This is a genomic window from Terriglobales bacterium, from assembly GCA_035573675.1.
Taxonomy (GTDB): domain Bacteria; phylum Acidobacteriota; class Terriglobia; order Terriglobales; family Acidobacteriaceae; genus DATMAB01.
Genome location: DATMAB010000027.1, coordinates 81,915 through 99,505 on the forward strand (window position 1 = coordinate 81,915; position 17,591 = coordinate 99,505).

Here is a 17,591-nt window from a genome sequence, read left to right on the forward strand (position 1 = left end):
TCCTCCCGCTGGGAAGAATTCTCGTCCCGAGCGCAACGAGGGATCCCTAGGGCCGGCAGCCATCCATGCCGCAGCATGAACTTAGGCGTGATTCTGATTGACCTTCCCTTTGTGTTCCTTCGTGTCCTTTGTGGTTAAAGCCTTTCCCTGCGTCCTCTGTGGTTAGCTTTGGCGGTAAGCCTCCGCCTCTCTTTACACCCTTTGCGCCCGCCCGTTACACTACTGGTTTTGCGGATTCCTGCGAGGAGGCCCTGATGGCGGGCGTAGACGAAAAGGTCAAGCAGATCATCGTGGAGCAGTTGGGTGTGGACGAAGGCGAGGTGACTCCCAACGCGTCCTTCGTGGACGACCTGGGCGCCGACTCGCTGGACACCGTCGAGCTGGTCATGGCGTTCGAGGAAGCCTTTGACATCGAGATCCCCGACGAGGACGCGGAGAAGATCCGCACCGTCAAAGACGCCATCGACTATATCGGCAAAAGCGCCAAAGCCAAGTAACGCCGCGTGGGGCGGGGCGCCGGAGCCTCGCCGAACCCTTCCCGTCCTTTCTTCGGACCGGAAGCCAAGCCAGGGTGAGCGGAGGATCTTCCTACTTTGAGCCGTCGAGTCGTCGTCACCGGCGTCGGATTGATTTCCGCTGTCGGCAACACTGCGGAAGAGACCTGGAAGAACCTGCTGGCCGGCAAGAGCGGCGTGGCCCGCATCACCCACTTCGACGCCTCCGACTTTGCCTGCAAGATCGCCGCCGAAGTGAAGAACTTCGACCCGCTCGCCTTCATCGAGAAAAAGGAAGTCAAGAAGATGGCCCGCTTCATTCACCTGGCCATCGCCGCCTCTGACGAGGCCATGAAGCAGGCCGGCCTTGAGGTCACACCCGAACTCGGTCCCCGCGTCGGCGTGCACATCGGCTCAGGCATCGGTGGGTTCGACATCATCGAGCGCGAGCACGAGAACCTGCTCAAGGGCGGCCCGCGCAAGATCTCGCCCTTCTTCATCCCCTCCGCTATCGTCAATCTGGCCGCCGGCCAGGTCAGCATCCGCTATCGCGCCAAGGGCCCCAACGAAGCCACCTGCACTGCCTGCACCTCCAGCGCCCACTCCATCGGCGACGCCTTCAAGATCATCGCCCGCTGCGATGCCGACGTCATGATCGCCGGCGGCACCGAAGCCGCCATCACTCCCATGGGCGTGGGCGGGTTCGCCGCCATGCGCGCTCTCTCGACCCGCAACGACGAGCCGGAAAAAGCCAGCCGTCCCTGGGATTCGGGCCGCGACGGCTTTATCGTCGGCGAGGGCGCCGGCATCCTCATCCTGGAAGAACTCGAGTTCGCTCGCCGCCGCGGCGCAAACATCCTCGCCGAGATTGTCGGCTACGGCATGAGCGGCGACGCCTATCACATCACGCAGCCTTCCGAAGATGGCGACGGCGCTTACCGCGTGATGACCGCCGCCCTCCACGACGCCAAGCTCCAGCCCAGCGACATCGGCTACATCAACGCCCACGGCACCTCGACGCCCATCGGCGACCGCCTGGAGACCATCGCCATCAAGCGCACCTTCGGCGACCACGCGAAGAAACTGGCCGTGAGTTCCACCAAGTCCATGACTGGACACCTGCTGGGCGGCGCCGGCGGCCTGGAGGCCGGCATCACCGTGCTCGCCTTGCGCGACCAGATGCTGCCCCCCACCATCAACCTCGATAACCCCGACCCCGAGTGCGACCTGGACTACGTGCCCAACCACGCCCGCAAAGCCTCACTCGACTTCGCCCTCTCCAACTCATTCGGCTTCGGCGGCACCAACGGCTCCCTCATCTTCCGCCGCTGGGAAGAATAGGCGGGAAGCTGGCAATCGACCGTTCCCTTACGCTCGCGTCGCCTTTGGCGTTGAACGCCGACGAGTCGCCGACTGCTCCAACTCTCCAGGCGGACGCGTTTGCTCGATCTCAAGCAGCGTCTTCCGTACTCGCAACTCCCGCAGCAGTTCTTCGCAGATTCGGACCTTGGCGGCCCGTTCTGGATCGAACGAGATCATAGAGACTCCTGGATCCCTGGATTCCGTTTCCGTTCTTATTCCCTGGCTTCACTTCCGCACCGAAATGTGGAATCTCAGGTAAAACCGCCCCCTGTCTTCAGTTCCCTGCTTCGTCGGGTGGTACAGGCGCGCGACGTTGCGGGCGCCAGTGGAATCGGTGATGCTGGGATCGATGGTCCAGCCGATGCAGGGCGCGTTGGGATCGGCAGGGTCGCCACTGACCTCGGTGCAGGTCACCAGGGCATCGTTCGTTGTCGGGTCATTGGCCCGGTTCATGGACAGCACGTAGCTGTCCCGGCTGCTTACGTAGAACCTGACATTCAGCAGACAAAGCAGCGTGGTGTTCAAGCCGCGCATGCCGCCAATGCTGGCCGGGCTCACCAGATGGCACTTGGCGATGAACCGCCCCGGCAGCGTCGCGTACGGGAAGGGTGGGTTGGCCGCACCGTCCACGGGCTCACGTAGGTCGATAGTGATCTTGCGCACGGAATCGCCGGTGACCACCTCCCAGTCGCCTGCGCCCTTGCCCACGGTTCCGCCTTGCAGGATGGAGACCACGCCATCCACGCCGTTGAAGTAGTCGCCCAGACCGTCGCTCTGCACACGGTAGTTGGGAATGGTCGGATCGGCCAGCACCTGGCCGTCTCCCGCTACACTCGAAACCACCGGCACGTCCGGCAATGGCTTGCCGGCGATTGCGGCAATCGACAGAGCTAGCACGAATGCCGCGAGAAGTATCGGATGCAACTTGCTGCTTTTCATGGTTGGCCTCCACGCCAGACGATTCCACACGGGTAAGGAGCCTCAGGCTCACCTGGTGCGCTTCCATACTGTTCTCCGCTCGCGGGCGCAATGGACGGCGGGTCCCATTTCTATCCCCTTGCAAGCCACTGAGAAGAAAGAGGCGTCTGAGCCTGCCGGAGCGCGCGGTATAATCGTGCGCCCCCGAAGAGGTCTCCCATGGCGGGTTCGGTAGGCCCACCGCGCGTCGCGGTGGGCGATGTTCAGCTCGATTTGGAGGCGGGCGTTGCCCGGCGCAAGGGCACCCGCCTGAAGCTCGGCGCCCAGCCCTTCCAGGTCTTGCGCATCCTGCTGAGCCGTCCCAACGAAGTCGTCACCCGGGGCGAGCTGCACACCGCCCTCTGGCCGGAAGACGTCTTCGTAGATTTCGACCACGGCCTGAACAAGGCCATCAATCGCCTGCGCATCGTGCTGGGCGACTCAGCGGAAAGTCCCAAATACATTGAGACCCTCCCCAAGGTGGGTTATCGCTGGATTGGTGGCGCACCTGTTGAATGGCAGCCTGTCGCGGCCGAAGGCGCAGAACCCGCCGCTGAGCGCTCGCATCGGCCCTGGGTATTGGCTGCGGCGGCGCTGGTCCTGCTGGCGGCCGCGGGATTGGTATGGAGGCCACCCCGTGCGGCGCCACGATCCACGCAACCGCCGGGCTGGGTTCTTATCACTGCCATCGAAAACCGCTCCGGCGAGCCGGTGCTGGACGGGACGCTGGAGTACGCGCTGGAGCGCGAGCTGAGCAATTCACGTTTCGTCAAAGTCGTGCCCCGGCAGCGCATTCAGGACGGCCTCCGCCTGATGCGCAGGCCGCTGGATACGAAACTCGACGCCGCTCTGGGCCGCGAGGTCAGCCTGCGCGATGGCGATATCCAGGCCCTGCTCACCGGCCGCGTCGAGAAACTGGGTTCCAGCTACGTGCTGAGCGTGCAGGTAGTGGATCCGGCGCGGGACGTGGTCCTGGCGGGCTTCAGCGAGGAGGACCGGGCCGATACGGAGCTGGCCTCTGCGGTCCGCCGTCTCTCCAGCCGCGTTCGCGAGGCCCTCGGCGAAACGCCGCAGCAGGTTCGAGAAAGCGTGGCCCGGCTGGAGAGGGTCACTACGCCGTCGCTCGCCGCCCTGCAGCTCTACTCCCGGGCGAACAACCTGATGGTCCGGAGCGATGGACAGTGGAGCGGCAAGGAGAGTGCAGCCCTGGAGGATCAAGCCGCGGCCTTGTTGAAACAGGCTCTGGCCGCCGAGCCGGACTTCGCCTCTGCGCATCTCCTGCTGGCATGGGCGCTGGTCGACCTCAAGCGGCAACGGGAATCGGTCCCGCATTTCCGACGCGCTCTCGAACTGGCCGGCACCGTGAGCGAACGGGAACAGCTCTTCATCCAGGGCAGCTACTACCACATTACGGACGACTGGGAGCGGGCCAGCCAGGCCTACGAGTCGCTGCTGGCTTTGTATCCGGACGATTTCTGGACGGTGAACAATCTGGTCTGGATCTGTGTGCGGCAGCAGAACATTCGGCGCGCCTCCGAACTGATGGTGCGTCGCGCCGAGCTCCGGCCCAGGGACTTCCATTCCAACTTCGGTGCCTGGCAGTGGCTTTCGAACCACAAGCAACGCCCGCGCGCTCGCACCTACTACCAGCGCGCCCTGGCGCTCGTGAATCCCGAAGTTGAGCAGGAACAACCGGGGGCGATATCCGAACTTGAGTCGGCTCCGTTCTACGAAGCGTGGATCCACGGGGATTACAAGGCTGCGGCGGCCGTGGCAGAGAAGCTGCGGAACACGGCCAGGCTCCGCAGCGGTGAACTGCGGCAAGGCACGATTGGCGCCCTCTGTGCAGAATTCTTCCTGTTGGGCCAGTTGCGAGAAGCGGAACAATGGGCAGAAATGATCTCCGACCCGAAAGAGCGGGCGCTTCTCAAGGTAGCCTTCCCGGAAGCGCGCGGAGATCTACCGGCCATGCGTGCCGCACTGCTGGAGCAGGTTAAACTGAAGGCTAACGTCGGACCGAATACAGTGGCCCGGCTGGCGCGCGTGGGCCTGGTTCAACAGGCCCGAAATACCCTTCCGGAAATCGTGAACTACCAGATCCCTGCCGACCATGACTTCCCGCTCGGCGAAATCGCCCTGGCGGAAGGCCATCTGGCGGTGGCGGCAACGAAATTGAGCGCAGCCGCGCGGGGATACCGGGAGCATCACGTGCAGTATGAAGTGCTGGTCCGGATGGCCCTGGCCAAGACCCTCGTCCGCCAGGGCAAGACCGACGAGGCTATCCGCACGCTCACCACCGCACTCGAAGCGGAGGATGAGAATTACAAGAGGGACGCGCGCTTGCAGCTCGCTAGGCTTTATCGCATGCAGAACCAACCCGCCGAAGCGGAAAGGCTGGAGCAGCAGGTACTGCAATCCCTCGCCTATGCCGACCCCGACCATCCGCTTCTGCTGGAGCTCCAGCGTCGCGCCAACCCGCGTTGACTCATGAAAACGGCGCAGCCCGAAGGCTGCGCCCGTTTGTGGTAGGTGAACGACCTTACTTCTTCTGGCTCTTTTCGGTCGGGCAGGTCGCCGACATCATCTCGACCTTGTCCGCCTTCCACTTCTTTTCCGCCTTGCCTCCGGCCGCGGCCGCTTCCTCCCACTGGCCGGATACCTTTACCTGGTGCCCGACGTGGGCCTTGAGGTCCTCGGTGGAGACGAGTTGGACTGGTTTGTTGCCTGCAGGATTGGTCAGGGTGTACGCGCCGCTGGCATCCGGCCCGGTCAGGCAGCCCACCAGCGTCTTTTCCTCCGGCGCCGGGGACGTCGCCTTGGCTTGCGTCGGCTTGGCCGCCGGCTTGTCGGACGGCTGGTCCGCTTGCTGGGCCGCCAGCGTCACGGCGACCGAAAGGACCAGTGTGCATACGATGAATGCGTAGCGAAGATGATGCTTGCTCACGTTTCCTCCTTCTGCGATGAAATGATCTGGTAATGCGAGCTTTGATGCTGACTGCATGAAACATCCGTCAATCCTGGTTCGGGGTGCGAACCAGATCCTGCTCCGGGTGCCGCGGGCGGCAGACTGTCCGACAAGAATCGGCAATCCGCCACGCATCGTCCGTCCGACGGTACACAACGTCAGGGGTTATGTAGGTGCCGGCATGAGGGTGCGTACCCCCGGCGGTGCCCCTGCCCCAAGACTCGAGAGGGGAGTGCCCCGTGCGTTATATAGATGCAACCCCTCACGGGCCGCGTTGTGCGGCCGGATACGATAAACAGGCAGTGGGCGGCGTCAATCCAGTCGCGGCGGCGGGTCGTCCCAGATGTAGTGCGTGATCCGCCGTTCGCCATCTTGGTAGCGGCGGAAGATCATCATGTAGGTCCCGGCGTTGGAGTAGGTCTGTGCTCCCCGGCCGCTGCCCACGCTGAACTCGATAGCGAACTTCCCGCGGCTGTAAGCGAGCGCGCCGCAACCGCCCACTTCAGCGGGTTCCATGCGGTACCGGCCCACCGTCACCGGAGGCCCCCCGGCGGGCCAGAAGTGCTTGCGGATGGCCCCCGCGCCCACCACCGGTTCGCGCCGTGGTGCGGCATCAACACCGCATCCTCGGAGAACACGCGCATTACCGCTTCGCCGTCGTTCTTCTCCCAGGCTGCGGGATAGGCGAGATTCGCACTCCGCACCGCCGCCATGTCGGCCGCCGGAAGCTCGCACGGCGCATCGCTCGCCGCCATTCCAAGCGGGACCAGAAGCAGGATTGCCGCCATCGTTCTCATGGAAACTCTCCTTCGCCTTGTTCGCCGCAACGAAAAACGCGGCCGGCGAACCGGCCGCGCCTGCGAAACGCCGCCATCAGAGAATCTCGGACATCTGCCGTTTCAGCTCGCGCTTCTGCTGCTCGATCACGCGGCGCTGCTCGTCCATCTGCCGGCGCAGCTCGCGTCGGGTTTCCTCCATCGAACGCCGGAATTCCGCCTGGCGCATCTTCAACGCCTGGGCCGCCTGCAACTGCGCCGCGCGCGCGGCGCGTTCCACTTCCGGCTTCATCCGCTCCAGATCCAGCTTCATCCGCTCCATGTCCTGGCGGAAATCCTGCATGTCGAAATCGAAGTCGAAGTCCAACTCCGGCAGGTCGAATTGCAGAAAGGACGAGTCCTCGCTGCTCTTGCGTTCCGGCAGGTTCAGGGTCAGGGTCTGCGTCTTCTTTTCCCGGATGATGCCCACGCTCACTGCGCCGCCCTTCTGCCGGCGCATGGCCGCTCGCCAGTCGCCGGTATCGGCGATCTTCTCATTGCCCACGCTGACGATCACGTCCCCCGCCTTGAACCCCGAGGCCTCGGCCGGGCTGCCCTTCTCCACCGAGCGCACCAGTACGCCCGCGCCGTCCTTCACTCCGAAGAACTCGCCCAGTTGGTTGGTCAGGTTCTCCACCACCAGGCCGTTGCGCGCTACCGAGGTGCGCACCACCACGTCGACGGCCGGCACCTCCGGGATCCTGGGCAGCTTCGGCATGATGACCTTGTACTTCCCGGCGTACATCTTGCTGCGGTCGCCCAGCGTCGCGGTCAGCGTCATGGGCTGGCCGTCGCGGCTGATGCCCAGCTTCACGCTCCGTCCCGGAGGCGTCTCATGGATCATGCGGCGCAGCGCCTCGGCGCTCTCCACCCGCTGCCCGTTGAAGTCCAGGATGACGTCGCCGACTTTCAGTCCCGCCTTGCCCGCGGGCGCGTCCTGGTCCACCAGGCGCACTTCCACGCCCCGCTCTTCTTTCAGCTTGAGCGCCGCCATGCGCTCCGCGGTGACGTCGGCGACATCCACTCCCAGGTAGGCCTTGCGCCCGCCCAGTTGCACCAGACCTTCCTCGTCGCCTCCGACGGCCCACACCGCCGGCTGCGACGAGTCGCCCTCGCCGTAGATCATGACTCCCGCCTGCCTCGCCATCGCCATCGGCGCCATCAGCAGCGCCACCGTCATCGCTCTCACAATCCCGCTACGCATGATGATCTCCTTCGTTTCTTTCCGCCTACTTCTTGCCGCGGCGGATCTCGATATTCCCGTTGGTGGTGTGCAGTTTCAGCACCGGCCCGCCTCCGTTGATGCTGCCTTCCACGTAGATCTGCTTCGGCCCCCAGCTCCCGCCTTCGGTCGTGACCTTGATCTCGGGAAAGTCGGACTTCACCCAGTGGCCGTCGCCCAGGTCGATCAGCCCGTGCACCGTCACGCCCATCGACGGCGCCAGGTAGACGATGATGTCCCCGGCCTGCGTCTCCAGGTGCGACTCCGTGAACCTGCCTTTGCCCAGAAACTCGGCGTAGATGGGCCCGCCCGCGGTCTCCGCGCGCGCGCCCTGCGTCAGGTTGAGCAGCTTCAGCCCGCCGCCCGCGGTCTCCGCCCGCACCGGCCCGGTGGCCGACTCCAGGTGGATCCCGCCGCCCGCCGTCACCAGCACCACCCCGCCGTTCACCCGGCCCACGTGAATGGAACCTCCGGCGGTCTCCGCGTGCAGGTCCTGGTCGCAGCTCGACACCTGGATGCTCCCGCCGGCGGTATTCAGCACCGCGCCGTTGGCTACCGTGCCCACTTCGATCGAGCCTCCGGCGGTCTCCGCCACCAGCCGGCCCTTGATGTTGCGCGCCGCGATGCTGCCCCCGCTGGTCGTCAGGCTGGCGTTGCCGCCCACCGAACCGGCGTCAATCGAGCCTCCGGAAGTCTCCGCCTGCACGGGCCCGCCGATCTCGTCCAGCGTGATGGAACCCCCCGCCGTCTCCGCGTACACCTGGCCGGCGATGTTCCGCACGCTCACGCTCCCGCCTGAGGTCTCGATCTTGGCCAGCGCCAGCTCGCGCGGCACGGTCACCGTGAACTCGGCCGAGAGGTACCGCTTCTTCTGCGGACCCGCCCACTGCCCTTCCAGGTACACCAGGTCTCCCTTGCGCAGCACGTTGATGGTGAATCCCTGGAAGAGCTTGCGCGCCGCTTCCTCATCGCCCTTGTGGCTGCGCTTCTTGATGGTGTAGGTCACGTTGGGCTGGCTGGCGCCCGCCACCGTCACCGACCCGATCTCGGTGATGACCTTCAGGTTGCGCGCCCCGGCCAGCGTGCCCGTGGTCTCCTCCACCCACTTGTCTCCCTCGCGGTAGATGCGGGTGTCCTGCGTCCCGGTGGTGTCGGTGCGGAACGTCTGTGCCCAGGCGCTCCCCGCCAGCGTGGTTGTCAAAGCGACGATTGCGACTTGGATGAACTTCCTCAATATGCCGTTCCCTTTCTACCCATGCCCCTCGACTGTCCTGGCCTGCTAATCGATCTCCGGCAGAGTCGCCAGGACCCTCCGCGACTCATTACGGATGAACTTGTTCTCGTCCTTCTGCGCCAGTTGCTCCAGCGCCAGGCGCACGCTGCCGTCGCCCTTCACCGGCTGCAGCATCTTGATGGCTTCCGTGCGCACCCCGGGGTTGGGATCGTTCAGCAGCGCTTCCAGGATGGCGTCGCGCACCCTCAGGTCTTCCGCCACGTAGGGCCGCAGGCCCTCCAGCGCCTTCAGCCGCACGCCCGGGTTCTTGTCATAGCGCAGTGAGTACATCAGCGCTTCGCGCACGCGGTTGTCCTGCGGATTCTCCGTCAGCAGGTCCACCGAATCCAGGCGCACGCCGGAATTGGTCTGGCTGCGGGCCGCGAACAGCAGCAGTTCCTGGATGCGGGGGTCGTCCAGCGACCCCTGCGCCGACTCCCGCTGCAACTGGTCGTACTGGATCTCCACCAGGTTGGAGCGCGGATCGCGATTGATGGAGCGGATGCCGGCGATGGCCGCCTCGGCGGGCTGCGGCGTGGCCGCGACCTGCGGATGGCCGTTCTGGTTGAGCATGCCGTAGGTGGTCATGATGCCGGCCGCGAAGCCCACCATCAGGATGCCGGCCGCCAGCGCCGGCGAGTAGCGGATCTGCCGCAGCCACGCTCCCGGATCCAGCACCCAGCGCCAGGCCGCGGCCTGGGTCGTGGACTCCAGCTGCTCCTGCAGCCGCATCCGCGATGCCGTCAGCAGGTTGGGCGTGGGCTCCAGGCGCGGCCGCGCCGCCAGGGCGCTCCGGAACTCGCGCACCGTCTTCAGTTCGGCGGCGCAGCCGGCGCAGCGCTCCACGTGCTGTTCCAGCTCGTGCCGCGCGTCGTCGGCCATCTCGTCGTAGACGTAGTCGATGAGTCCCTTCTTCACGTATTCGCAGTTCATGGCAACACTCCTAACGCATCTCCGCCAGCGAGGCCCGCAGCTTCTGCGTGGCCCGGAACAGCGTGTTCTTGGCCGTGTCCTCGGTGGTCTCCAGCATCTCGCCGATGGTCCGGAGCTTCAGCCCGTGGTAGTGCTTCAGCTCGAACACCATGCGCTCCCGCGGCGTCAGTTTCTCCAGCGCGCCCGCGATCTTCTTGCCCAGCTCGCGCCTCATCAGATCGCGCTCCGGGTTCGCTCCGGCCCGCTCGTCCGCCACCTGGTCCACCAGGCTGTACTCTTCGCCCTCGTGGTCCACCGCCACGTTCGCGCTCTCTTTGCGCACGTTGCGCTTGCGCAGGTGGTCCAGGCACAGGTTCACCACAATGCGGTAGATCCAGGTGTAGAACGAGCACTCGAACCGGAAGCTGCCCACGTTGCGGTACGCCTTCAGGAACGCCTCCTGGTAGATGTCCTGGGCGTCCTGCTCCGAGCGCGTCAGGTTCAGCGCCAGGCGCAACACCGCCTGGTCGTACTGGCGGACTAGTTCCTCGAAGGCGGCGCGGTTCCCGCGCTGAGCCTCGCGAATCAGGACGCTGTCGTCCACGCGACTCAGACTTTGGGTGACCATCTGTCCCTGAAGAGGTCTGCTTCCGGGACCACCGCCCACCGCCGGGATCAAGCTAGCGGCTTCGGCCGGCATCGGCTGCTCCTGCAGGGTCCTGGGGCGACTCCAGTATGCCCTACAAATCTGACTCCGTGTCATTGGACGCGCCCGTGCAAGGATTGTGAGCAAGCCCCAAAGCTCGCAGACCCGCAGGAATCAAGGGCTTGCTGGAACGAACAGGCCAAGTAACCAAAGCACCCGAAGGTGGCCCATGTCTGTGCCCCGCTTTTTCGGGCGCAGACGTGGGATTCTCGTGCGATGGCGTCGCCCGAATGCGGACCCTGGAGTCCCGGGCAACGGCCCTTGTCAAGCTTTTTCTTTTCTTCCCTTTAACTCGTTGAAAACAGGTAGGAATCCGTCACAACTCAACACAGATGATATTCTAATTTCTGCTATAATACATTATAGAATATGTAAGAAAGAAATACAACCTATGCCCCTCTCCTCCTCCCCCGCCAAAGCTCAGGGAGAGGAGGTCGAAGTCCGGTTCCTGCTGAAGGCCCTCACTCTGGGCCTGGCCGTGTCCCAACCTTACGGGGACAACGTCCCCTACGACTTCCTGGTGGACAACGGCCGTCGCATCTTCCGCGTGCAGGTGAAGAGTGCCACCCGCTTCGACCTCGGCTCCTACCGTCTTTCCACCGCCCGCGGCGGTCGCCAGAAGTCGCCTTACTCGGCTCACGAGATCGATTTTCTCGCCGCCTACATCATCCCCGAAGAAGCCTGGTACCTGCTTCCCGTCCGCGCCTTCGCCCCGCGCAAGTCCCTGCGCCTCTGCCCGCGCAACGGCCGCCCGGGCTCCCGCCCGCTTCGCCTCGAACGTTACCGCGAAGCCTGGCGCCTGCTGACCGGAACCGCTGACGGTGCCCCACGTTCGCGCCTGCCGTTGGCGCGTACGTGGGGTTAGTTCGGGTCGCCGCACCGTGTCCGACACCATCGTCTCTGTTGTTGGAACGACAGGCGGGAAAAACCAGCACGTTGCGACGATGCCCCACGTTCGCGCCTGCCGTTGGCGCGTACGTGGGTTAGTTCGGGTCGCCGCACCGTGTCCGACATCATCGTCTCTGTTGTTGGAACGACAGGTGGGAAAAACCAGGACGTTGCGACGGTGCCCCACGTTCGCGCCGCGCCTTTCGGCGCTAACGTGGGCCCGGCTGTCCCGCCCTTGTCGCTCCCGTTGTTGCAGCGACCGCATGAGAGCACGAGCACGTGAATTTGACGCGAACTACAAAACCGGCAGCAACCAGTCGCGAAGCGACGGCAAAAAGCCTCGCGGCGTTTTGCAGCGCAGGAGTTATAGACACCACGGCCGGCGGTTTTGCAGACCCGCCGGCCGCAGGGAACTCTTACTCCGCCGCTTCCTTCTCCACCACCACCTGGATGGTGGCGGCGACGTCGCGGTGCAGCTTCACTTTGACCGCGAACTCGCCCAGCGCCTTGATAGGCTGGTCCAGCTCGATCTTGCGGCGGTCGACCTCGAAGCCCTGCGCGGCCAGCGCTTCGGCGATATCCACCGAGGTCACCGAGCCGAACAGGTGGTCCTGTTCCCCCGCCTTGCGCTGGAAGGTGAGGCGCGCGCCCTCCAGCTGTCCGGCCAGCGTGGCCGCACCCGCCTTCTCCTGCGCCGCGCGGCGCTCCGCCGCCTGCTTCATCTGCGCAATCACGGCCCGGTTGGCTTCGGTGGCCTCGATGGCCAGCTTGCGTGGGATCAGATAATTGCGGCCATAGCCTTCGGCCACCTTCACGATCTCGCCCCGGTGGCCCAGCTTGGCCACATCTTCTTTCAGAATGACGTCCATGAAATCAGCTCCTAGCTGCTAGCTACTAGCTTCTAGCCAAAAGCGCCTGGCTCCTAGCTAGCCGCTAGTAGCCAGTGGCTTCCTTACCGCACCGCAAACGGCAGGAACGCGATGTTGCGCGCCTGCTTGATGGCGTTGGTCAGCCGCCGCTGGTGGGGCGAGCACACGCCCGTCACCCGGCGCGGCACGATCTTGCCGCTCTCGCCCACGAATTGTTGCAGCAGGCGCACGTCCTTATAGTCGATCGAATCGATCTTCTCCACGCAGAACTTGCACACCTTCTTGCGCCGGAAGAATTTGCGCCCTTCGCGCCCCCCCGGCCCGCCCGGCCGCGGACCGCCCGGTCCGCGCCTTGGCCCCGGCCCTGCAGCCGGTGCCGTCGCTGGCGCCGGCGTTTCGACCGTCCCCTCCGGCGCCGCCGGGGTTCCGCCGTTTTGAATCTCTTCGTCTGCCATGTTTCTCCTTAGAGTGAGCTTCTAGCGGCTGGCCTCTGGCTAGAAGCCAGAAGCTGGCATGGTTAGACTCCCACCGCGGCTTGCGCGCCCGGCGTTTCCGTTTCCGGCTGCGGGCCGCGCCGCACCTTGGTGGCGCGGATGGCCTTGACCTTGGCCAGCCGCTTCTGTTCCTGGTCGATGCGCACGGTCAGGAACTTGAGCACCTGCTCGGTCACCCGCAGGCGGCGCTCCAGCTCGTGGATGGTCTCGCCCGACCCTCCCACCGTGAACAGCACGTAGTTGCCCTCACGCGTTCCCCGCACCGTGTACGCCAGCCGGCGCCGTCCCAAACGTTCGATGCTCTTGATGGTCCCGCCGGCGGCCGAGACGTTCGACTCCAGTCCCTGGATGAGCTTCTCCACTTCTTCGTCGGCCACATCCGGCCGCACGATGAACATCACTTCATACAAACGTTGCATTGCGTCCTCATTTCTATTGTTTCCACTCTCGGTGCCCCATGTCTGCGCCACGCCTCTCACCGCAGACGCGGGCATCGAAACTTGAAACTCGAAACTAGCCTTCCGTCTTCACCTTCTGATTGAACCGGTTCATCGCCTTCTCCGGGCCTTCTTCCACGATCACCCGCACGGCCTCGGCGGCGCGGTCCAGCATCTCGTCCACCGCCGGGAGCTGCGCCTTCTTCCACGGCGAGGTCACGTACCGGGCGCCGTCGCCGACCGCGTGGCCCGGGTGGATGCCCATGCGCACCCGCACGAACTCGCTGGTGCCCAGTGCCCCGATGATCGACTCCACCCCGTTGTGCCCCGCCGACCTTCCGCGCCTCCGGATGCGCAGCGTCCCCAGCGGCAGGTCCAGTTCGTCGTACAGCACGATCAGGTCCCGCGCCGGGTCGGCTTCCAATTCCCGCACCAGCTCGCCCACCGCCATGCCGCTCAGGTTCATGTACGTCTCCGGCTTGGCCAGCAGGACATCCTCGCCGCCCAGCACCGCTTTCCCGGTAAGCGACCGGCAGCGCCGGTTCGCCACCCGCACCCCGCACTGCTCGGCGATGCGGTCCACCGCCAGGAACCCGCTGTTGTGCGGCGTGAACTGGTACTCGATGCCCGGGTTGCCCAGCCCCACGATCAGCTTCACGCGGCCGCGTCTCGTTTCCAAAACCGAACTCGTGCTGCACCCTGGAGACGCCGCCCGTTCAACGGTGGCCTTCGGAGGGGTACGGCTTGAGCCGTGCCGTACCAGCCGCATGACCACAGGGCTCTAGCCCCTGAGGGCACAGCCCTACTTCTCCTTCTTCTCCTTCTTTTCGGCCTTGGGAGCCTCGCCTTCCGCCGCGGCCTCTTCCTCGACCTCCTGCTTGCCCTTCTTGATGACCTCGGGCTCGGCCGGCGCTGCCGCCGCCGCTTCCGCCGCCGCCTCCGGCGTGGCCGCCACTTCCTCCTTCACGTGCACGATGTGCGCCACCGGGTAGCTGGCGTCAGTCAGAAACTTCAGCTTGGCATCGTGCGGCAGGTCGCTCACCCGCAGCACCTTGCCGTGGATCAGGTGGGTGACGTCCACGTCGATGTGGCTGGGGATGTCCGCGGGCAGGCACTCGACCTCCACCTCCCGCAGCACCTGCTCCAGAATGCCGCCTTCCGTCTTCACCCCTTCGGGCACGCCTTGCAGCAGGATGGGCACCTTCACCTTCAGGCGCTCGTCCATGGCGATGCGCTTCAGGTCCACGTGCAGCAGCGCCCCTTTCACGGGCTCATACTGCCAGTCCACAATCATGGCCTGGGTGCGCTCGTTGTCCACCTGCAGCTCGAAGATCGTGTTGTGCCCGGACTCCGAGTGCAGGATGTGCGTGATCTCCTTGGGATTCACGCTCACCGCTACACTCTCCTTGCGCGCTCCGTAGAGCACCGCCGGGATGCGCCCCTGCCGCCGCAGCCGCCGGGCTTCGTTGGTTCCGCGGGCTTTCTCCCCCCGCCGCTCTGCTACCACCAGTTCTGCGTTCGCCATATCCCCTCTACCAAACTCGCTTTGTATCAGGGCACGGCTTCAGCCGTGCCGAACCGCTGCTTTCCATTTCTTCCAGGGGCCTTAGCCCCTGCACGATCTCAACTCGACAACGTGCTGACCGACGTCTCCTCATGAATGGACTGGATGGCGCGCGCCGTCAGTCCGGCGATGGACAGCACCTTGATCTTGGAACACTTCTGCGCCTCGCCCTTGAGCGGAATCGTGTTCGTCACTACCACCTGCTCCAGGCGGGAGGCGGCAATGCGCTCGATGGCCGGCCCGGAAAGCACCGGGTGCGTGGCGCAGGCGTAGACCGTCTTCGCTCCCGCGCGGTAGAGCGCTTCCGAGGCGTTCACCAGCGTGCCCGCCGTGTCGATGATGTCGTCCAGGATGACGCAACTGCGGCCCTCCACGTCGCCGATCACGTGCAGCACCTCGGCCACGTTCATCTCCGTTCGCCGCTTGTCGATGATGGCCAGCATCGAATCCATCTTCTTGGCGAAGAAGCGCGCCCGCTCCACCCCGCCCGCATCCGGCGAGACCACCGTCAGGTCGGGCAGGTTCAGCTCCCGGAAGTAGCTCACCAGCACCGGCGATGCGAACAGGTGGTCCACCGGGATGTTGAAGAAGCCCTGGATCTGCGGCGCGTGCAGGTCCACGATCAGCGCTCGGTCCGCCCCCGCCGTGGTCAGCAGGTCGGCCACCAGCTTGGCCGAGATGGGCGCCCGCGGCTTGTCCTTGCGGTCCTGCCGCGCGTACCCGAAGTACGGAATCACCGGCGTGATGCGCCCCGCCGAGGCCCGCCGCAACGCGTCCATCATCAGCAGCAGCTCCATCAGGTTGTGGTTCACCGGGTCGCAGGTGGGCTGCAGCACGAACACGTCCGCCCCGCGCACGTTCTCCAGGATCTGCACATACACTTCGCCATCCGAGAAGCGCGTCAGGTTGGCCTGCCCGCGCCGCATCCCCAGATGGGTGCAGATCTCGTCGGCCAGCGCCGGATTCGCCGTCCCCGAAAACACCTTGAACTTGTCCTCGCGCCGGACCCGCGGCTTGCGCTCGGGCCGCGGCTGCGTCCCCGGCCGCTGCTCCTTCTTCCCCGTCGCCGTCGTTACCGTCGTCGCCATGGCAGTTCCCGTCTCAGTCTTCTCGGTCGTGACTCGAGCTTGCAATCCCTGCTCTCGCCTGTTGCCCCTAGCCCCTAGCCCCGAACCACTGCTCCTTGGCTGGGCGGCTTGGATTCGAACCAAGACTAGGTGCTCCAAAGGCACCTGACCTACCATTAGTCGACCGCCCAGAAAACCAGTTGTCAGTTGCCGGTTGTCAGTCGAACATCCAAACCCTAACGCGAATCAAGCCCACAGCCGCTGCCAGTAAGCGCGGCGCGAGAGCGTGGAGGTCGCGACCGCGGGCACGCCCAGCTTGCGCAGGCGTGCGGCGGCGCGCTCGGCCCTGGCGCGACGCGCGAACAGGCCATAGAGCGCCGCACCGGAGCCGGAAAGCGCGGAATAGCCCGCGCCCAGGCGCTCGAGGAGCCGCTTCAACTCACCCAGTTCAGGATGCTCGGAAAAGACGACACGTTCGAAGTCGTTAGCGATCCCGGCACGGACAAGGTCGAGAAGCAGTGGCTCGGCCCGGTCCCGGCCACGTACACGGCCCGGGACACCGGTTGCGGTACCTGCCAGCCACGCGCTCAGCGCGTAACCAGACAGATTGATTTTATCGGAGGCGGCGGGGGGCGTCAATTTGGCATTTTCAGGGCGTCTTCCGGACCTCGCCGCGAGCGGATCGGCGGCCGGAAAGCGGTCTTCGAGCCGGTCCCAGGCGGCAAAGGCGGCGGGAGTGGAGACGGCGATCTGCGGAGTGACGAGCACACAAGGGAGCGGCGGAAAGTCGGGGAGCGGATAGACCTCCTCGCCGCGGCCCACGCCGAGGATGGTTCCGCCGACCAGGAACAGCGGGAGGTCAGAGCCGACTTCGGCGGCGATGCGCTGGCGCTGGGCGGGCGAGAGGCGTTTCTTGAGCGCGCGCTCGAGCGCGAACATGGTCGCGACGGCGTTCGAAGACGCGGCGCCCAGGCCTCCTTGTACGGGGAGCCGCTTCTCGATGTGGATGCGGACGCGGGCACGTGCTTTCAATGCGGCGAGCACCAGCTCAGCGACGCGGTAACAGGTGTTGGCTGGGCCGGAAGGGACGCGAGGGTCGGGGCAATCGATCTCGATGCCGGAGCCGCGGCCCACTTCGACGCGCAGCCGGTCATGGAGCGCGATGGTCTGGTAGACGGTGCGCAGGTCGTGGAATCCGTCCGGCCGCCGCGAGCCGATAAAGAGCCCGAGGTTGATTTTCGCGAAGGAACGGACGGAGACCGGCATGGGGACGGAATTCTAAATCAGCACTTAGCACTCAGCATTCAGCAATCAGCAAGAACAAAGGACAAACGCGGATTGAAGCGGATGAACGCGGATGGGTTCAGGTATCAGGTCGCAGGGGTCCGGTGCTGGAAACCCATTCCCCCACGACTGCGCCGAACACCATGGCGCAGACATGGGGCACCGTCGCAGGAAAAACAGACCCTCAGTCACGGATTAACACGGATGGACACGGATGAAGTCATCTGGTCATGGGGTGAAACCACCCCCGCGAAGTGGGGTCATCGTAATGGCGCGCAGCGC

The 17,591-nt window shown here is 65.1% G+C and carries 19 protein-coding genes and 1 tRNA gene; 4 read left to right on the forward strand and 16 right to left on the reverse strand.

From position 1 onward, the window contains the following. Positions 1 to 254 precede the first annotated feature (254 nt). On the forward strand, positions 255 to 497 hold the full coding sequence (acpP, locus tag VNK82_12885) for an acyl carrier protein (protein HXE91845.1): 243 nt from the start codon (positions 255 to 257) through the stop codon (positions 495 to 497). 96 nt (positions 498 to 593) lie between these two features. After that, positions 594 to 1,835 carry a beta-ketoacyl-ACP synthase II gene (fabF, locus tag VNK82_12890; protein ID HXE91846.1) on the forward strand — a complete coding sequence of 414 codons (1,242 nt, stop codon included), beginning with the start codon at positions 594 to 596 and terminating at the stop codon, positions 1,833 to 1,835. Between the two features lie 246 nt (positions 1,836 to 2,081). Here the strand turns inward: fabF and VNK82_12895 are convergent, their stop codons facing one another. Beyond that, positions 2,082 to 2,795 carry a hypothetical protein gene (locus VNK82_12895; protein ID HXE91847.1) on the reverse strand — a complete coding sequence of 238 codons (714 nt, stop codon included), beginning with the start codon at positions 2,793 to 2,795 and terminating at the stop codon, positions 2,082 to 2,084. 198 nt (positions 2,796 to 2,993) lie between these two features. Between VNK82_12895 and VNK82_12900 the strand changes: the two genes are divergently transcribed. After that, a complete protein-coding gene (locus tag VNK82_12900; GenBank protein ID HXE91848.1) occupies positions 2,994 to 5,297 on the forward strand; it encodes a winged helix-turn-helix domain-containing protein in 2,304 nt (767 codons plus the stop codon). A 55-nt stretch (positions 5,298 to 5,352) separates the two neighbouring features. On the opposite strand, the gene VNK82_12905 is transcribed toward VNK82_12900, so the two are convergent. The 7 genes from VNK82_12905 to VNK82_12935 all read right to left on the reverse strand — a co-directional run bounded on the left by VNK82_12905 (position 5,353) and on the right by VNK82_12935 (position 10,604). Beyond that, positions 5,353 to 5,757 (reverse strand): hypothetical protein, encoded by a 405-nt coding sequence (locus tag VNK82_12905; GenBank protein HXE91849.1) that lies wholly within the window; start codon positions 5,755 to 5,757, stop codon positions 5,353 to 5,355. A 333-nt stretch (positions 5,758 to 6,090) separates the two neighbouring features. Continuing rightward, positions 6,091 to 6,294, reverse strand: coding sequence for a hypothetical protein (locus VNK82_12910; protein HXE91850.1), 204 nt, complete (start codon positions 6,292 to 6,294; stop codon positions 6,091 to 6,093). 17 nt (positions 6,295 to 6,311) lie between these two features. Then, a complete protein-coding gene (locus VNK82_12915) occupies positions 6,312 to 6,566 on the reverse strand; it encodes a hypothetical protein (protein ID HXE91851.1) in 255 nt (84 codons plus the stop codon). Positions 6,567 to 6,651: 85 nt separating this feature from the next. After that, positions 6,652 to 7,797 carry a PDZ domain-containing protein gene (locus VNK82_12920; GenBank protein ID HXE91852.1) on the reverse strand — a complete coding sequence of 382 codons (1,146 nt, stop codon included), beginning with the start codon at positions 7,795 to 7,797 and terminating at the stop codon, positions 6,652 to 6,654. A 25-nt stretch (positions 7,798 to 7,822) separates the two neighbouring features. Then, entirely contained in the window at positions 7,823 to 9,049 is a 1,227-nt protein-coding gene (locus tag VNK82_12925; protein HXE91853.1) for a hypothetical protein, read from the reverse strand. Between the two features lie 45 nt (positions 9,050 to 9,094). Further along, positions 9,095 to 10,021 (reverse strand): HEAT repeat domain-containing protein, encoded by a 927-nt coding sequence (locus tag VNK82_12930; GenBank protein ID HXE91854.1) that lies wholly within the window; start codon positions 10,019 to 10,021, stop codon positions 9,095 to 9,097. 10 nt (positions 10,022 to 10,031) lie between these two features. Next, positions 10,032 to 10,604 carry a sigma-70 family RNA polymerase sigma factor gene (locus VNK82_12935; protein HXE91855.1) on the reverse strand — a complete coding sequence of 191 codons (573 nt, stop codon included), beginning with the start codon at positions 10,602 to 10,604 and terminating at the stop codon, positions 10,032 to 10,034. A 493-nt stretch (positions 10,605 to 11,097) separates the two neighbouring features. Between VNK82_12935 and VNK82_12940 the strand changes: the two genes are divergently transcribed. Then, complete coding sequence (locus VNK82_12940; GenBank protein ID HXE91856.1) at positions 11,098 to 11,571, forward strand: group I intron-associated PD-(D/E)XK endonuclease; 474 nt, start codon at positions 11,098 to 11,100, stop codon at positions 11,569 to 11,571. 439 nt (positions 11,572 to 12,010) lie between these two features. Here VNK82_12940 and rplI read toward each other — a convergent pair whose 3' ends face one another. The 8 genes from rplI to VNK82_12980 all read right to left on the reverse strand — a co-directional run bounded on the left by rplI (position 12,011) and on the right by VNK82_12980 (position 17,291). Next, a complete protein-coding gene (rplI, locus tag VNK82_12945) occupies positions 12,011 to 12,463 on the reverse strand; it encodes a 50S ribosomal protein L9 (protein HXE91857.1) in 453 nt (150 codons plus the stop codon). A gap of 83 nt (positions 12,464 to 12,546) precedes the next feature. Further along, positions 12,547 to 12,918 (reverse strand): 30S ribosomal protein S18, encoded by a 372-nt coding sequence (rpsR, locus tag VNK82_12950; protein HXE91858.1) that lies wholly within the window; start codon positions 12,916 to 12,918, stop codon positions 12,547 to 12,549. Positions 12,919 to 12,980: 62 nt separating this feature from the next. Next, complete coding sequence (rpsF, locus tag VNK82_12955; GenBank protein ID HXE91859.1) at positions 12,981 to 13,376, reverse strand: 30S ribosomal protein S6; 396 nt, start codon at positions 13,374 to 13,376, stop codon at positions 12,981 to 12,983. A 94-nt stretch (positions 13,377 to 13,470) separates the two neighbouring features. Beyond that, entirely contained in the window at positions 13,471 to 14,073 is a 603-nt protein-coding gene (gene pth / locus VNK82_12960) for an aminoacyl-tRNA hydrolase (protein ID HXE91860.1), read from the reverse strand. A gap of 123 nt (positions 14,074 to 14,196) precedes the next feature. Then, positions 14,197 to 14,919, reverse strand: a complete 723-nt coding sequence (locus tag VNK82_12965) for a 50S ribosomal protein L25 (GenBank protein ID HXE91861.1) — start codon at positions 14,917 to 14,919, stop codon at positions 14,197 to 14,199. 98 nt (positions 14,920 to 15,017) lie between these two features. After that, positions 15,018 to 16,046 (reverse strand): ribose-phosphate pyrophosphokinase, encoded by a 1,029-nt coding sequence (locus VNK82_12970; protein ID HXE91862.1) that lies wholly within the window; start codon positions 16,044 to 16,046, stop codon positions 15,018 to 15,020. Between the two features lie 96 nt (positions 16,047 to 16,142). Beyond that, a tRNA-Gln gene (locus VNK82_12975) sits at positions 16,143 to 16,216 on the reverse strand. A 55-nt stretch (positions 16,217 to 16,271) separates the two neighbouring features. Further along, positions 16,272 to 17,291, reverse strand: coding sequence for a hypothetical protein (locus VNK82_12980; GenBank protein HXE91863.1), 1,020 nt, complete (start codon positions 17,289 to 17,291; stop codon positions 16,272 to 16,274). Positions 17,292 to 17,591 lie beyond the last annotated feature (300 nt).

Excerpts from the sequence above, each read along its gene's own strand:
- acpP (HXE91845.1), top strand. The coding sequence starts at position 255 with ATGGCGGGCGTAGACGAAAAGGTCAAGCAGATCATCGTGGAGCAGTTG.
- VNK82_12895 (HXE91847.1), bottom strand. The coding sequence starts at position 2,795 with ATGAAAAGCAGCAAGTTGCATCCGATACTTCTCGCGGCATTCGTGCTA.
- VNK82_12900 (HXE91848.1), top strand. The coding sequence starts at position 2,994 with ATGGCGGGTTCGGTAGGCCCACCGCGCGTCGCGGTGGGCGATGTTCAG.
- VNK82_12910 (HXE91850.1), bottom strand. The coding sequence starts at position 6,294 with ATGGAACCCGCTGAAGTGGGCGGTTGCGGCGCGCTCGCTTACAGCCGC.
- VNK82_12915 (HXE91851.1), bottom strand. The coding sequence starts at position 6,566 with ATGGCGGCAATCCTGCTTCTGGTCCCGCTTGGAATGGCGGCGAGCGAT.
- VNK82_12920 (HXE91852.1), bottom strand. The coding sequence starts at position 7,797 with ATGCGTAGCGGGATTGTGAGAGCGATGACGGTGGCGCTGCTGATGGCG.
- VNK82_12930 (HXE91854.1), bottom strand. The coding sequence starts at position 10,021 with ATGAACTGCGAATACGTGAAGAAGGGACTCATCGACTACGTCTACGAC.
- VNK82_12940 (HXE91856.1), top strand. The coding sequence starts at position 11,098 with ATGCCCCTCTCCTCCTCCCCCGCCAAAGCTCAGGGAGAGGAGGTCGAA.
- rplI (HXE91857.1), bottom strand. The coding sequence starts at position 12,463 with ATGGACGTCATTCTGAAAGAAGATGTGGCCAAGCTGGGCCACCGGGGC.
- rpsR (HXE91858.1), bottom strand. The coding sequence starts at position 12,918 with ATGGCAGACGAAGAGATTCAAAACGGCGGAACCCCGGCGGCGCCGGAG.
- rpsF (HXE91859.1), bottom strand. The coding sequence starts at position 13,376 with ATGCAACGTTTGTATGAAGTGATGTTCATCGTGCGGCCGGATGTGGCC.
- VNK82_12965 (HXE91861.1), bottom strand. The coding sequence starts at position 14,919 with ATGGCGAACGCAGAACTGGTGGTAGCAGAGCGGCGGGGGGAGAAAGCC.
- VNK82_12970 (HXE91862.1), bottom strand. The coding sequence starts at position 16,046 with ATGGCGACGACGGTAACGACGGCGACGGGGAAGAAGGAGCAGCGGCCG.
- VNK82_12980 (HXE91863.1), bottom strand. The coding sequence starts at position 17,291 with ATGCCGGTCTCCGTCCGTTCCTTCGCGAAAATCAACCTCGGGCTCTTT.